The sequence below is a fragment of the Pseudomonas sp. NFACC05-1 genome, from assembly GCF_900100135.1.
GTDB classification, from domain to species: Bacteria; Pseudomonadota; Gammaproteobacteria; order Pseudomonadales; family Pseudomonadaceae; genus Aquipseudomonas; species Aquipseudomonas fluorescens_Q.
In genome coordinates, this window is the sequence record NZ_FMTR01000002.1 from 56971 (window position 1) to 70522 (window position 13552).

The 13552-nt window shown below is 62.0% G+C and carries 13 protein-coding genes; 6 read left to right on the forward strand and 7 right to left on the reverse strand.

The genetic code is table 11. The features are described from left to right. A complete protein-coding gene (gene coaBC / locus BLO97_RS04390) occupies nucleotides 1-1209 on the reverse strand; it encodes a bifunctional phosphopantothenoylcysteine decarboxylase/phosphopantothenate--cysteine ligase CoaBC (protein ID WP_003206865.1) in 1209 nt (402 codons plus the stop codon). Nucleotides 1210-1353: 144 nt separating this feature from the next. On the opposite strand from coaBC, the gene radC reads away from it, so the two are divergent. Next, a complete protein-coding gene (gene radC / locus BLO97_RS04395; RefSeq protein ID WP_092345148.1) occupies nucleotides 1354-2028 on the forward strand; it encodes a RadC family protein in 675 nt (224 codons plus the stop codon). Between the two features lie 84 nt (nucleotides 2029-2112). On the opposite strand, the gene BLO97_RS04400 is transcribed toward radC, so the two are convergent. Next, nucleotides 2113-3702, reverse strand: coding sequence for an ABC transporter substrate-binding protein (locus BLO97_RS04400; protein ID WP_092345150.1), 1590 nt, complete (start codon nucleotides 3700-3702; stop codon nucleotides 2113-2115). Nucleotides 3703-4139: 437 nt separating this feature from the next. On the opposite strand from BLO97_RS04400, the gene rpmB reads away from it, so the two are divergent. Together rpmB and rpmG are read left to right on the forward strand one after the other, a co-directional pair. Then, nucleotides 4140-4373 (forward strand): 50S ribosomal protein L28, encoded by a 234-nt coding sequence (gene rpmB, locus BLO97_RS04405; RefSeq protein WP_003177273.1) that lies wholly within the window; start codon nucleotides 4140-4142, stop codon nucleotides 4371-4373. Nucleotides 4374-4384: 11 nt separating this feature from the next. Then, nucleotides 4385-4540 (forward strand): 50S ribosomal protein L33, encoded by a 156-nt coding sequence (gene rpmG / locus BLO97_RS04410; protein ID WP_003177274.1) that lies wholly within the window; start codon nucleotides 4385-4387, stop codon nucleotides 4538-4540. A gap of 90 nt (nucleotides 4541-4630) precedes the next feature. On the opposite strand, the gene BLO97_RS04415 is transcribed toward rpmG, so the two are convergent. Both BLO97_RS04415 and BLO97_RS04420 read right to left on the reverse strand, forming a co-directional pair. Beyond that, nucleotides 4631-4849, reverse strand: coding sequence for a peptidase inhibitor (locus BLO97_RS04415; RefSeq protein ID WP_063323806.1), 219 nt, complete (start codon nucleotides 4847-4849; stop codon nucleotides 4631-4633). 165 nt (nucleotides 4850-5014) lie between these two features. Further along, nucleotides 5015-5377 carry a cupin domain-containing protein gene (locus tag BLO97_RS04420; RefSeq protein WP_072343141.1) on the reverse strand — a complete coding sequence of 121 codons (363 nt, stop codon included), beginning with the start codon at nucleotides 5375-5377 and terminating at the stop codon, nucleotides 5015-5017. A 234-nt stretch (nucleotides 5378-5611) separates the two neighbouring features. Between BLO97_RS04420 and BLO97_RS04425 the strand changes: the two genes are divergently transcribed. Together BLO97_RS04425 and BLO97_RS04430 are read left to right on the forward strand one after the other, a co-directional pair. Further along, a complete protein-coding gene (locus BLO97_RS04425) occupies nucleotides 5612-7105 on the forward strand; it encodes an aldehyde dehydrogenase (RefSeq protein ID WP_057449428.1) in 1494 nt (497 codons plus the stop codon). A 183-nt stretch (nucleotides 7106-7288) separates the two neighbouring features. Further along, complete coding sequence (locus BLO97_RS04430; protein WP_092148288.1) at nucleotides 7289-8431, forward strand: MFS transporter; 1143 nt, start codon at nucleotides 7289-7291, stop codon at nucleotides 8429-8431. Nucleotides 8432-8551: 120 nt separating this feature from the next. Here BLO97_RS04430 and BLO97_RS04440 read toward each other — a convergent pair whose 3' ends face one another. Together BLO97_RS04440 and BLO97_RS04445 are read right to left on the reverse strand one after the other, a co-directional pair. Further along, complete coding sequence (locus BLO97_RS04440) at nucleotides 8552-10117, reverse strand: phospholipase D family protein (protein WP_092345152.1); 1566 nt, start codon at nucleotides 10115-10117, stop codon at nucleotides 8552-8554. 61 nt (nucleotides 10118-10178) lie between these two features. Then, complete coding sequence (locus tag BLO97_RS04445; protein WP_092148282.1) at nucleotides 10179-11612, reverse strand: aminotransferase-like domain-containing protein; 1434 nt, start codon at nucleotides 11610-11612, stop codon at nucleotides 10179-10181. A gap of 180 nt (nucleotides 11613-11792) precedes the next feature. Between BLO97_RS04445 and BLO97_RS04450 the strand changes: the two genes are divergently transcribed. Then, the gene (locus tag BLO97_RS04450; RefSeq protein WP_092221266.1) at nucleotides 11793-12038 is read left to right on the forward strand and encodes a DUF1127 domain-containing protein; all 246 of its coding nucleotides are present in this window, start codon (nucleotides 11793-11795) and stop codon (nucleotides 12036-12038) included. 117 nt (nucleotides 12039-12155) lie between these two features. Here the strand turns inward: BLO97_RS04450 and BLO97_RS04455 are convergent, their stop codons facing one another. Next, on the reverse strand, nucleotides 12156-13469 hold the full coding sequence (locus BLO97_RS04455) for an NAD(P)/FAD-dependent oxidoreductase (protein ID WP_092345154.1): 1314 nt from the start codon (nucleotides 13467-13469) through the stop codon (nucleotides 12156-12158). Between the last annotated feature and the right edge of the window lie 83 nt (nucleotides 13470-13552).

The following is a 13552-nucleotide window of genomic DNA, read 5'->3' on the forward strand; positions in this document are numbered from 1 at the left end:
TTAAACCTGGTTCAGACGTTCGGCGATGAAAGTGATCAGCTGGCGGGCAATCTTGCTCTTGCTGGTCTGGGCGAAAAGTGTGGCGTGCAACTGGCGGTCGATCACGCTGCAGGCGTTTTCTTCGCTGTTGAAGCCGATGCTCGGGTTGGCCACGTCGTTGGCGACGATCAAGTCGAGATTCTTGTCCTTGAGCTTGCGTGCGGCGTAATCGAGCAGGTGTTCGGTCTCGGCGGCAAAGCCGACACTGAACGGGCGGTCGGGGCGGGTGGCGATGCTGGCCAGGATGTCCGGGTTGCGCACCATTTGCAGGAGCAGGCCGTCGCCGCTTGTAGGGTCTTTCTTCAATTTTTGCGGGGCGACGACTTCGGGGCGGTAGTCCGCCACCGCCGCCGAGGCGATGAACAGGTCGCAGGGGATGGCGGCCTCGCAGGCTGCGAGCATGTCCCGGGCGCTGACCACATCGATGCGCGTGACCCGGTCCGGAGTCGGCAGGTGCACGGGGCCGGTGATCAGTGTTACCCGGGCGCCGGCTTCTACCGCGGCTTCGGCCAGGGCGAAGCCCATTTTCCCGGAGCTGTGGTTGGTGATGTAGCGCACCGGGTCGATGTTTTCCTGGGTCGGTCCGGCGGTGATCAGCACGTGCTTGCCGGTCAGGGCCTGGCGCTGGAAGCAGTCGGCGGCGCACTGGGCCAGGTCGGTGGCTTCAAGCATGCGGCCCATGCCGACATCGCCGCAGGCCTGGCTGCCGGAGGCCGGGCCGAAGACTTTCAGGGCGCGGCTTTCGAGCAATTGCAGGTTGGCCTGGGTGGCCGGGTCGCGCCACATGGCCTGGTTCATGGCCGGCGCCACGGCGACCACCGCGTCGGTGGCGAGCACCAGGGTGGTCAGCAGGTCGTCGGCGATGCCCTGGGCCAAACGGGCGATCAGGTCGGCCGTGGCCGGGGCGATCAGCACCAGGTCGGCCCACTTGGCCAGTTCGATGTGACCCATGGCGGCTTCGGCCGCCGGGTCGAGCAAATCCAGGTGGACCGGGTGCCCGGATAGGGCTTGCATGGTCAGCGGGGTAATGAACTCGCTGCCACCGCGGGTCATGACGACCCGTACTTCCGCGCCCTGGTCGATAAGCCTGCGAACCAGCTCGGCGCTCTTGTAGGCGGCAATGCCGCCGCCGACGCCCAGAACGATGCGTTTCCGATACAGCCGCTGCATAGGCCTGCCTTTCGATTTCAGTGGTCAGTGCAAGACGAACCCCTTGGCAGCAGCTGCCAGGGTGCAAATCGCCTGCAAAAAAGATGGGCTACGATATCACAGCGACCGCTATGGAACAGCGGCGCTCACAATCAGGGAGATGCCATGAGTATTCGCGATTGGCCCGCGGCCGAGCGGCCACGGGAGCGGTTATTGGCGCTAGGGGCGGGGAGTCTATCGGACGCCGAGCTGCTGGCGATTTTTTTGCGCACCGGCGTGTCGGGCAAAAGCGCGGTGGATCTGGCGCGACAACTATTGATTCAATTTGGCAGTCTGCGCGCGCTGCTTGAAGCCGATCAGATCACATTCAGTAATCATATGGGGCTCGGACCGGCGAAGTTTGCCCAACTGCAAGCGGCTCAGGAAATGAGTCGTCGGCATTTGGCTGAACGGGCACGGGAAAAGACCACGCTGGAAAGCCCGTTCGCGGTGCGTGAGTACCTGAAATCGATGTTGCGTCACGAACCCCACGAGGTGTTCGGGTGCCTGTTTCTCAATGCCAAGCACCAGGTGCTGACCTTCGAGGCACTGTTCCGCGGCTCTATCGACAGCGCCAGTGTCCATCCCCGGCAGGTCGTCAAGCGCGCCCTGGCCCACAACGCCGCCGCGTTGATCCTGTGCCACAACCACCCCTCCGGCAACACCGAGCCCAGCCAGGCCGACCGGGTGCTCACTGAGCGGCTTCAGGAGGCGTTGGAACTGATCGATGTGCGGGTGCTCGACCACTTCATTGTTGGCGATGGGGAGCCGCTGTCGATGGCGGAGCATGGGTGGATGTGAGGCAGCGGCAAGCTGTCAGCTTCAAGCCGCAAGTTCAGAGCCGGGTGTGATCTGCTCTTGAGCTTGCAGCTTGCAGCTTGCAGCTTACGGCTTGAGCCTGACCTTCGAGTAATCCTGCCGCCCAAACGGGCTGACCGAGTAACCCTGCACATCCTTGCGGGCCAGGGCGAACGCGGTCGGGTGCGCCAGGGGCAGCCACAGGGCCTGTTGCTGGATCTGGGCCTGGGCCTGCTCGTAGAGCTTGGCCCGCACGCCTTGTTCGCCGGTGGTCTTGCCGGCGCTGATCAGTTTGTCCAGGTCGGGATTGCAGTAGCGGGCGAAGTTGGTGCCGGACTTGACCGCCGCGCAGGAAAACTGTGGCGTGAGGAAGTTGTCCGGGTCGCCGTTGTCGCCGGCCCAACCCATGAACAGCAAATCATGTTCGCCGGCCTTGGCGCGACGGATCAGTTCGCCCCATTCGATCACCCGGATCTCGGCCTGGATGCCGATCTGCGCCAGGTCGGACTGCAGCAGTTGCGCGCCGACGCTGGGGTTGGGGTTCAGCAGGCTGCCGGAAGGGCGGGTCCAGATGGTGGTCTGGAAGCCTTCCTTCAAGCCGGCCTTGGCCAACAGGTCGCGGGCCTTGGCCAGATCATGGGCGTAGCCGGGCAGGCTTTTGGCGTAGCTCCAGGTGTTGGGCGGGTAGGGGCCATTGGCGGCTTCGGCGGTGCCTTCGAAGACGCTCTTCAGGTAGCTGGCCTTGTCGAAGGCCAGGTTGATGGCTTGGCGCACCTCAGGCTTGTCCAGCGGCGGATGCTGGCTGTTGATGGCCACGAACGCGGTCATGAAGGCGTCGGTCTGCTCGACCTTCAGCGTAGGTTCTTGCTTGGCGGCTTGTACGTCCAGCGGCTTGGGCGACAGGGCGATCTGGCATTCGTTGCGACGCAGTTTCTGCAGGCGCACATTGGCATCCGGCGTGATGGCGAAGACCAGCGGGTCCACTTGGGGCTTGCCGCCGAAATAGGCGTCGTTGGCCTTGTAGCGAATCGAGGCGTCCTTCTGGAACCGGCTGAAAATGAACGGGCCGGTGCCGATCGGCAGGCTATTGAGCTTTTCCGGCGTACCGGCCTTCATCAACTGATCGGCGTATTCGGCCGAGTAAATGGAGGCAAAACCCATGCCCAACGTCGCCAGGAAGGTCGAGTCGGCGTGATCGAGGGTGAAGCGCACGGTCAACGGGTCCAGCGCATCGACTTTCTTGATCAGCGCTGGCAGTTGCATGGACTGGGCGTGGGGGAAACCGCTTTGCGCCACCTTGTGCCAGGGGTTCGCCGGGTCGAGCATGCGCTCGAAGCTGAACTTCACGTCCTCGGCGGTCAGGTCGCGGCGCGGCGTGAAGTAGTCGGTGTGGTGGAACTTGACCTGTGGCCGCAGCTTGAACACGTAGGTCAGGCCATCGGTGGAGACTTCCCAGCGCTCGGCCAGGCTGGGGACCACTTTGCCGCCGGCGGTATCGAAGTCCACCAGGCGGTTCATCAGCACGTCGGCGGAGGCGTTGGTGGTCGTCAGGGAGTTGTACTGGACGACATCGAACCCTTCCGGGCTGGCTTCGGTACAGACGCTCAGGGCGGCGGCCAAGGCCTGTGGGGTGATCAGCAGAGGGGCGAGCAACAATGGTAGGGCAGCGAGGCGCATGGTCGGTTTCCTGTGCAAGTCGAAGGCCCATCTGCGAGTGCAGTCTGGAAAAGGCCTACCCTAGTGGGCTCGCCGCTAAATGACTATCCCCTTTTTGCATTTTCCGGCACTCTGCGCCAACGCGTGGATGGACTAAAAATCGCCACAGGTGAAAAAAACCTGCATGCAGCGACGAGCGGTAAGGTGCTGTGCCAGCCTCTGCCCCCGCCGCCCGGGGCGGTTGGTCGATGATTCGCCATGAAGACAAATCACATCGGCTGTTGTTGCGCTGTGGTCTTTCTGGTATAAAGCAGCGCTCTTTTCTAGGGGCCCGGTTCCTTCACTGTAGGTGTAGCCGGTAAGACCCTTAAAGAAACGCGGCGCCTGGCGCCAAATGACTGAGAGATTAAGCGGCCAACCCATGCCGGGTTGGGCATGTGGTTTTAGAGGGCTGAGGCATGTCGAGAGTCTGTCAAGTTACCGGTAAGGGTCCGGTGACTGGGAATAACATTTCCCACGCAAACAACAAAACCCGTCGTCGTTTCCTGCCGAACCTGCAGCATCACCGCTTCTGGGTTGAAGAAGAGAAACGTTTTGTGCGTCTGCGCGTATCTGCCAAGGGCATGCGTATCATCGACAAGCGTGGCATCAGTGTCGTGCTGGCCGAACTTCGTCGCGATGGCAAGGTTTAAGGGAGCTAATCATGCGTGAATTGATTCGTTTGATCTCGAGCGCCGGTACTGGTCACTTCTACACTACCGACAAGAACAAGCGTACTACCCCGGACAAAATCGAGATCAAGAAATATGATCCGGTTGTTCGCAAGCACGTGATCTACAAGGAAGGCAAAATCAAGTAATTGATTTTTCCCTTCTTACGAAAAAGGCCCGTATCGCGAGATACGGGCCTTTTTTGTTGCGCTTGGATTGTGTGGTCAGCGACGAGGGGGTCAGCCGCAGTTGATGCTGACAATGATCCTGTCGGCGTCGGTGTGCAGGTTGATCCGGCGCGGACGCAGGTCCCAGCTCGACGGATATTTCGGGCCTGTGGCGCGGACGGGGGCTCCATTGGCCAAGGCGCGAACCTCTTCAAGCAATTGAGGGGTGCATTTTTGGCCGATGGTGTATTGGGCGATGGCGAGATCGCATTGATCGGGTACGACGGGCATATTGCCTCCTTGCAATAGTGATAGGGTCAGGGCGCTCACCTGTCGGTTGGCCGCACGTCCTGTGCGTGCCGTTGCGACGATAAAATACGTGATGCCCGTGAGCAGTCTTATCTGCTGCGCTGGTTTTTACCAGCGATAGAGTGTCAGCTTCTTTTTCGGCGGGGCTCAAGCCTTCTGCTCGAACACCACGTAAATCTTGCGGCACGGCTCCAGCACTTCCCAAGTGCCCTGGAAACCCGCTGGGATCACAAAGCGGTCGCCAGCCCGCAGGGTCTTGGCATTGCCATTGTCGTCCCGCAGCACGGAAACACCCTGGACGATCTCGCAATACTCATGCTCGGTGTAATTGACCGTCCACTGGCCGACGGCGCCTTCCCATACGCCCGCGTTCATCTGCCCGCAGGGGCTGCTGTAATGGTTGAACACGGTTTGCTCGGGGTCGCCCTTGAACACCTTGGCCGGGTCCGGGCGATAACGTTCGGCGGTGGTATTGGCCTGGCTGAAATCGACGATGTCCTGAATGCTCATGCGGGTGATCCCCAGTGATCGCTTGGAAGGCTTCGAGTCTATGTTTATTAAAACGAACATCGCAAGGTCGTTTGCCCGCGTTGTGTCAAATATATTGAAACATGACCAGCCGCTGGTTTAGGGTGGCGGGTGCCCTATGCCGAAAACGGCGCCGAAACCAGGCTGGTTGGGCAGAATACTTTTGAGCGCTGCGCACCGCGCGGCGTTCGTACTCAATAAGAGGAGGACACACGCATGACCACCCTGACTCGTGCCGACTGGGAACAACGCGCCCGCGACCTGAAGATCGAGGGCCGCGCCTTCATCAACGGCGAGTACACTGATGCGGTGTCCGGCGAAACCTTCGATTGCCTCAGCCCGGTCGATGGCCGCCTGCTGGGCAAGATCGCCAGCTGTGACGTCGCCGACGCCCAGCGTGCGGTCGAAAACGCCCGCGCCACATTCAGTTCCGGCGTCTGGTCGCGCCTGGCACCCAGCAAGCGCAAAGCCACCATGATTCGTTTTGCCGGCCTGCTCAAGCAGCATGCCGAAGAACTGGCCCTGCTCGAAACCCTGGACATGGGCAAGCCGATCAGTGATTCCCTGAACATCGACGTTCCCGGCGCGGCGCAAGCCTTGAGCTGGAGCGGTGAAGCCATCGACAAGCTCTACGACGAAGTGGCGGCTACGCCGCACGATCAGTTGGGCCTGGTAACCCGTGAGCCGGTGGGTGTCGTGGGCGCTATCGTGCCCTGGAACTTCCCGTTGATGATGGCCTGCTGGAAGCTCGGCCCGGCGCTGTCCACCGGTAACTCGGTGGTGCTCAAACCGTCGGAAAAATCCCCGCTGACCGCTATCCGCATCGCCGCACTGGCGATTGAGGCCGGCATTCCGAAGGGCGTGCTGAACGTGCTGCCAGGCTATGGCCACACCGTCGGCAAGGCCCTGGCCCTGCATATGGACGTCGATACGCTGGTGTTCACCGGCTCTACCAAGATCGCCAAGCAACTGATGATCTACTCCGGCGAATCCAACATGAAGCGTATCTGGCTGGAAGCCGGCGGCAAGAGCCCGAACATCGTGTTCGCCGATGCCCCGGACCTGCAAGCCGCCGCCGAATCCGCCGCCAGCGCCATCGCCTTCAACCAGGGCGAAGTTTGCACTGCCGGCTCGCGGCTGTTGGTGGAGCGTTCCATCAAGGACACGTTCCTGCCACTGGTGATCGAAGCCCTCAAGGGCTGGAAGCCTGGTAACCCTCTGGACCCGGCCACCAATGTCGGCGCCCTGGTCGATACCCAGCAGATGAACACCGTGCTGTCCTACATCGAGGCCGGTCACAGCGACGGCGCCAAACTGGTGGCCGGCGGCAAGCGCATCCTTGAGGAAACGGGCGGTACGTACGTCGAGCCGACGATTTTCGACGGCGTGAGCAACGCCATGAAAATCGCCCAGGAAGAGATTTTCGGCCCGGTCTTGTCGGTCATTGCCTTCGACACCGCCGAGCAGGCCATCGAGATCGCCAACGACACGCCGTACGGCCTGGCCGCGGCGGTATGGACCAAGGACATCTCCAAGGCCCACCTGACCGCCAAGGCCCTGCGTGCCGGCAGCGTCTGGGTCAACCAGTACGACGGCGGCGACATGACCGCGCCGTTCGGTGGTTTCAAGCAATCGGGTAATGGTCGCGACAAGTCGCTGCATGCGTTCGACAAGTACACCGAGCTGAAGTCGACCTGGATCAAACTCTGATCCCTTTTGTGGGAGCGGAAGATTTGCGGTAGACACACATCCCCTGTGGGAGCGCGCTTGCTCGCGATCGCGGTATGACAGTCGACGACTTTGTTGAATGTTGCGCCGCTATCGCGAGCAAGCTCGCTCCCACAATGTTTTGGGTGGCGCTTGGGATTGATAACTGTCCACAGGAGCGTGGAAATGCGTTGGGCGACCTATTTCGCCGTGTTGGCGTCTGTCCTGAGTGTCGGCCTGGCCTTGGGCGTGAGCATGCCGCTGGTGTCGCTGCGCCTGGAGGGCTGGGGCTATGGCTCGTTCGCCATTGGCGTGATGGCCGCCATGCCGGCCGTGGGGGTGTTGCTCGGGGCCAAGGTGTCCAGCCGGCTGGCGGCGCGGTTTGGCACGGCAGCGTTGATGCGTCTGTGCCTGTGGGGCGGCGCGGTGTCCATCGGGTTGCTGGCGCTGCTGCCCAGCTATCCGGTCTGGCTGCTGCTGCGCCTGTTGATTGGCGTGGTCCTGACCTTGGTGTTCATTCTGGGTGAGAGTTGGATCAACCAACTGGTCATTGAGAAATGGCGTGGGCGACTGGTGGCGCTGTACGGCAGCAGCTACGCCTTGAGCCAGTTGTCCGGCCCACTGCTGCTGGGCGCGCTGGGGACCGCTCATGACTACGGGTTCTGGGTGGGTGTCGGTTTGCTGCTGATCGCACCCTTACTGTTGCTGGGCCGTAGCGGTGCGCCGAGCAGCGAGGCCGGCAGCGTTACGTTTGGCGACTTGTGGACGTTTTGCCGGGGCTTGCCGGCGATTGCCTGGGCGGTCTCGTTGTTCGCTGCGTTCGAGGCCATGATCCTCACGTTGCTGCCGGTGTATTGCCTGCGCCAGGGCTTCACCGCCGACGTAGCGCTGGCCATGGTCAGCACCGTGGTGGTCGGTGATGCCCTGTTGCAGTTGCCCATTGGTGCCCTGGCCGATCGCGTGTCTCGTCGGGCGCTGTTGACGGGCTGTGCAGTGGCGCTGACGTTATCGAGCCTGGCGGTTCCGCTGTTGATCGATACCCTGTTGATCTGGCCGCTGTGGGTACTGTTCGGCGCCAGTGCCGGCGGTTTGTTCACGTTGTCGCTGATCCTGATCGGCGAGCGTTACCGTGACGATGCGCTGGTGCGGGCCAACGCCCACGTCGCGCAACTGTGGGGCCTTGGTTGCCTGATCGGGCCACTGGTGGCGGGAGCGGGCAGTCAGTGGATCAGCGGGCATGCGCTGCCCTTGTTCATGGCCGCAGGGGCGTTTGGCCTGGTGATCCTGCTGTTGCGCCAGGGGGCGTTCGGGGCGACCCAAGCGGCCTGAGCACACCAAACCCCGTGGCGAGGGAGCTTGCTCCCGCTCGGTTGCGCAGCAACCGCAAAAGCCGGGACTGCTTCGCAGTCCAGCGGGAGCAAGCTCCCTCGCCACAACAGCGGGGTGCCCCTACAGCATCCGCTCCAACCCGATCGTCGTGCTGAACCAGGCATTGAATCGGCGCCACCAACTGCCCGGTTCGCGGTTCAGGTCGTGCGTCTGGCCATTGTCTTCGGTGGTCCAGACGAGCGTTCCATCCTCCAGCCTGGCCTGATAGCTCAGGGCTGGCGCCATGCCCTGCAAGGCCAGTTCGCGCACTTGGCTGGCGAGTTCAGGGCTGTCCACCAGCACGCCGACTTCGGTGTTCCACAGCACCGAGCGCGGGTCGAAATTGAACGAGCCGATGAACGATTTCTGCTGGTCGAAGATGATCGCCTTGCTGTGCAGGCTGGAGTCCGATTCGCCGTAGGATTTGCTGTAGAACAGGTGCGGGCTGCTGCCGGTGTCGCCCGGTTGTCGTCGCAGTTCGAACAGGCGTACGCCATGTTGCAACAGGGCCTTGCGGTACGGTGCATAGCCGCCGTGCACGGCGGGCACGTCGGTGGCTTCCAGGGAGTTGGTCAGCAGGCTCACCGACACGCCGGCATCGGCGCGACTGGTCAGGTACACCAAGCCTGGCTGGCCGGGGACGAAGTAGGCGGAAATCATGATCAGTTCTTTGCTGACACCCGTCAGCTCGGGGGCCAGTTGGGTGGTCAACAACAGTTGAGGGTCCGGTTCGTCCTTGGCCAGCACTTTGCTGGGCGCGTCCCACAGTGCCTGGTTCCAGGCCCAGATCAGCTGATCGCGCCAAGTGTCCAGGCGCGGTTGGGTTTTGTAGGCGGTCAGCTGTTGGTAGAGCGCGTGATTTTCCTTTTGGGTCTGCTCCATGGATTCTTGCAGGCGCAGGCGGCTGTTGGCCAGTTCCTTGGGCGTGGGGCGATGGGACAGGAACTGCTCGATGGGTTTGCTCAGGGCGCTGTTCCAGTACTGGTCGAAGCTGTGACCCAGTTGTTCGGCCACCGGGCCGACACTGAGCAGGTCGATGTCGGTGAAGTTCAGGTTGGGTTCGGCGTCGAAATACTCATCGCCCAGGTTGCGACCGCCGACGATGGCCATGCTGTTATCCGCCAGCCACAGCTTGTTGTGCATCCGGCGGTGTTGCTGCGAAAGGTTGAGCAGGCGCCCGAGGCTGCGAGTCACGCCGGTGGCACGTCCCAGGTGCAGCGGGTTGAACAGGCGGATCTGGATCTGCGGATGAGCGGCGAGGGTGGCGATGATCTGATCCTGGCCATCGCTGGTGGTGTCGTCCAGCAATATCCGTATGCGCACGCCCCGGTCGGCGGCCTTGAGCAATTCATCTACCAGCATCCGCGTGCTGATGCCGTCATGGACGATGTAGTACTGCAAATCCAGGCTGCCTTGGGCGTGGCGAATCAACTCGGCCCGGGCAATGAACGCGTCGGTGCTGTCCGATAGCAGCCGAAAGCCCGAGCGTCCTTCATGGGCGGCAGCCTGGGCCTGGACCGAGCGGCCGAACGAAGATTCGGCGGCCGGTAAGGCCTGGGAGGGCTCGCGGGTGACATCAAGACCGGCGCAGCCGCTCAGCAGTGAGGCGACTAACAGCAGCGCAGGCAGGATCGGTCTGGATCTCACGTAGGATCGTTCCGCTTGTTCACGTTGATCGGCTGTTGGGTGCTGCTTCCCTGGGTAAAGTTCAGACGACGTCGCGCTGGGTTTCGTTCAACAACGCGATAGCGGCGGTTCCCACCTTGCGTACGGCGTCTTCGATCTGGGCCGTTGGCTTGGCAGCGTAGTTCATCCGCAGGCAGTTGCGGTACTTGCCCGATGCCGAAAAGATGCTGCCGACAGCGACCTGCACGCCTTGGTCGAGCAGGACCCGATTGAGCTTCAGCGTGTCGAAGCCTTCCGGCAATTCGACCCACAGCATGAAGCTGCCCCGCGGGCGACTGGCCCGGGTGCCCGGTGGGAAATAGCGGCTGACCCAATCGATCATCACGTCGCGATTGCGCTGGTATTGCGTACGCATCCGGCGTAAATGGGGTTCGAAATGCCCACCCTTGAGAAATTCGGCAATGGCGATCTGCGGTTGTGGCGCGGTGGAGCCGGTGCTGATGTATTTCATGTGCAGTACCCGCTCCAGATACCGGCCCGGCGCGACCCAGCCAATGCGCAGTCCTGGCGCCAGGGTCTTGGAAAAAGAACTGCAGAGCAGGACGCGGCCGTCTTCATCGAAGGACTTGATGGTGCGCGGGCGAGGGTAGGTGTAGGCCAGCTCGCCATACACATCATCTTCGATGATCGCCACGTCGAAGCGCTGTGCCAGGGTCAGCAGCGCGCGTTTATTAGCGTCGGGCATGATGTAGCCCAGCGGGTTATTGCAGCTGGGAGTCAACTGTATGGCCTTGATCGGCCATTGCTCCAACGCCAGTTCCAGGGCATCGAGGCTGATGCCGGTGAGCGGGTCAGTGGGGATTTCCAAAGCCTTCATGCCCAGGCCCTTGAGGGTTTGCATGGCCCCGTGAAAGCTGGGTGAATCCACTGCGACGATATCGCCTTGTTCGCAGGTGGCACGGATGCTGACCGACAGGGCCTCATGACAGCCAGTGGTGACGATCAAGTCGTTGGGCCCCAGCTGGCAGCCGGAGTCCAGCGACAGCCGGGCGATCTGTTCACGTAGCGCGAGGTTGCCGTAGATGTTGTCGTAATACAGGCCGGGCATGTCTTGTCGGCGGCTGATCTGCGCCAGGCTGCGCAGCAGCGGTTTCATGGTCGGCGAATGGATATCCGGCATGCCGCGTCCCAGTTGCACCACGTCCGGGCGCGGTACGGCGCGGATCAGTTCCAGCACCTGGTCCCACTGGGAAATATCCACTGGGCGCTGGGCCGGACGGCCTACCACCGGCAGGTCCGGCAGTTCGCGGCCCACGGGTACGAAATAGCCGGACTTGGGCCTCGGCATCGCCAGCCCGCTGTCTTCCAGCACGCGATAGGCCTGCTGCACCGTACTCAAGCTGACCCCATGTTCCGTGCTCAATGCCCGCACTGATGGCAGCCGGTCGCCGGGGCGGTAGAAGCCCTGTTCGATGCGGGTACCGAGCAATTCGGCGAGGTTCACGTAGAGGGTCATGGTGCGCTCCCGATGAGATGAGGCAACTGCAACCAATACAGTTGGGGCGGAAAATGGCAATTCAGTGCCGTTAATGCTGAATCTGTATGCTTATAAAAGAAATCAGTTGAATCTGTATCGCTTCAAGCCGTCCGCGCATCATGAAACCTCTGGCTACCCAAGTAAACAGGAGCGATCAAAATGAACGGCTTGAGCGATGTGCGGCTGACGTTACACAGTCAGGAATTGGCGGCAGGGCGGGAGAAAGGGCTGCGCAGCGCGACATTGCGCAATGCGCCGTCCGGCCTGAACCGCTGGGCCCTGTTCTGGCATCGTCTGCATACACGCAAGGCCTTGTTGGAACTTACACCCGAACAGTTGCGTGACATCGGGCTGAGTCGGGAGCAGGCACGGGAGGAGGGGCTCAAACCGTTCTGGCGGCTTTGAAGCAATAGGAACCCGGTGGCGAGGGAGCTTGCTCCCGCTCGGTTGCGCAGCAACCGCAAAAAGAAGGTCTGCTACGCAGCCCAGCGGGAGCAAGCTCCCTCGCCACCGGATCCAGGACTAAACCAGCTCTTTCAACCGATGCCACAACATCCCCAGCGCCAACAGCGGTGAGCGCAAATGCTTGCCTCCCGGGAAGGTCATGTGCGGGACCTGGGCGAACAGATCGAAACCGCTGCTGTGTTGCCCGCTGATGGCTTCGGCCAACAATTTGCCAGCCAGGTGCGTGGCATTCACCCCATGGCCGGAATAGGCCTGGGCGTAATACACATTGGGTTGGTCCTTGAGCCGACCGATCTGTGGCAAACGGTTGGCGCCGATACCAATCATCCCGCCCCATTGATAATCGATTTTCACATCCGCCAATTGCGGGAACACCTTGAGCATCTTCGGACGCATGTAGGCGCCAATATCCTGCGGGTCGCGACCGGAATAGTGACAGGCCCCGCCGAACAGCAAGCGGCGATCCGCCGAAAGCCGGTAGTAGTCCAGGGCCACGCGTTGATCGCAGACCGCCATGTTCTGTGGCAACAACGCCTGCGCCTGGGCCTGGCTCAAGGGTTCGGTGGCGATGATGTAGCTGCCAGCGGGCAGCACTTTGCCGCCCAGTTGCGGATTGAGTCCATTGAGGTAAGCGTTGCAGCCCAGCACCAGCGTTTTGGCGCGGACCGAGCCCTGTTGGGTGTGCACCTTCACTTCAGGACCGTAGTCGATGTGTGTGACCGCCGATTGCTCGAACAGCCTGACCCCCAGCTGTTGCGCGGCGGCGGCTTCGCCCAGGGCCAGGTTCAGTGGATGCAGATGCCCCGAGCCCATGTCGATCAACCCACCGACGTAGCGATCCGAACCCACGACGCTGCGCATTTCGTTGGCTTGCAGCAGTCGGGTCGAATGGCGATAACCCAGGCTGCGCAGTTCTTCGGCGTCTTCGGCGAAGCCCTCCAGGTCGCTGGGCTTGTTGGCGAGGTCGCAGTAACCCCAGGTGAGGTCGCACGGGATCTGGAAACGCTCGACGCGCTGTCGGACGATTTCCACGGCCTCAAGGCCCATGAGCTTCATCTGGCGCACGCCGTCGGCGCCGATGATCGGCGCAAACTGATCGAGGCCATGGCCGACGCCACGAATCAATTGGCCGCCGTTGCGCCCGCTGGCGCCCCAGCCGATCCGGTGCGCTTCCAGCAGCACCACGCTCATGCCGCGCTCGGCCAGTTCGATGGCCGTGTTCAACCCGGAGAACCCGCCGCCGACCACGCAGACATCCGCCAGCAGTTCACCCTGCAGCAGCGGATGGTCCGGTTGCGGCAGGCTGCTGGCGGCGTAATAAGAGGCGGCGTGCGCGTGGCTCGGGACAGGTTGCTGAACACGGGCGTTCATGTGCGTAATCCTGATTTTTGTGTTTGAGAAATTTTACGGAGCATAAGCTGGCGATTCCTTACTGGGCAACACCGGTCGGCTGG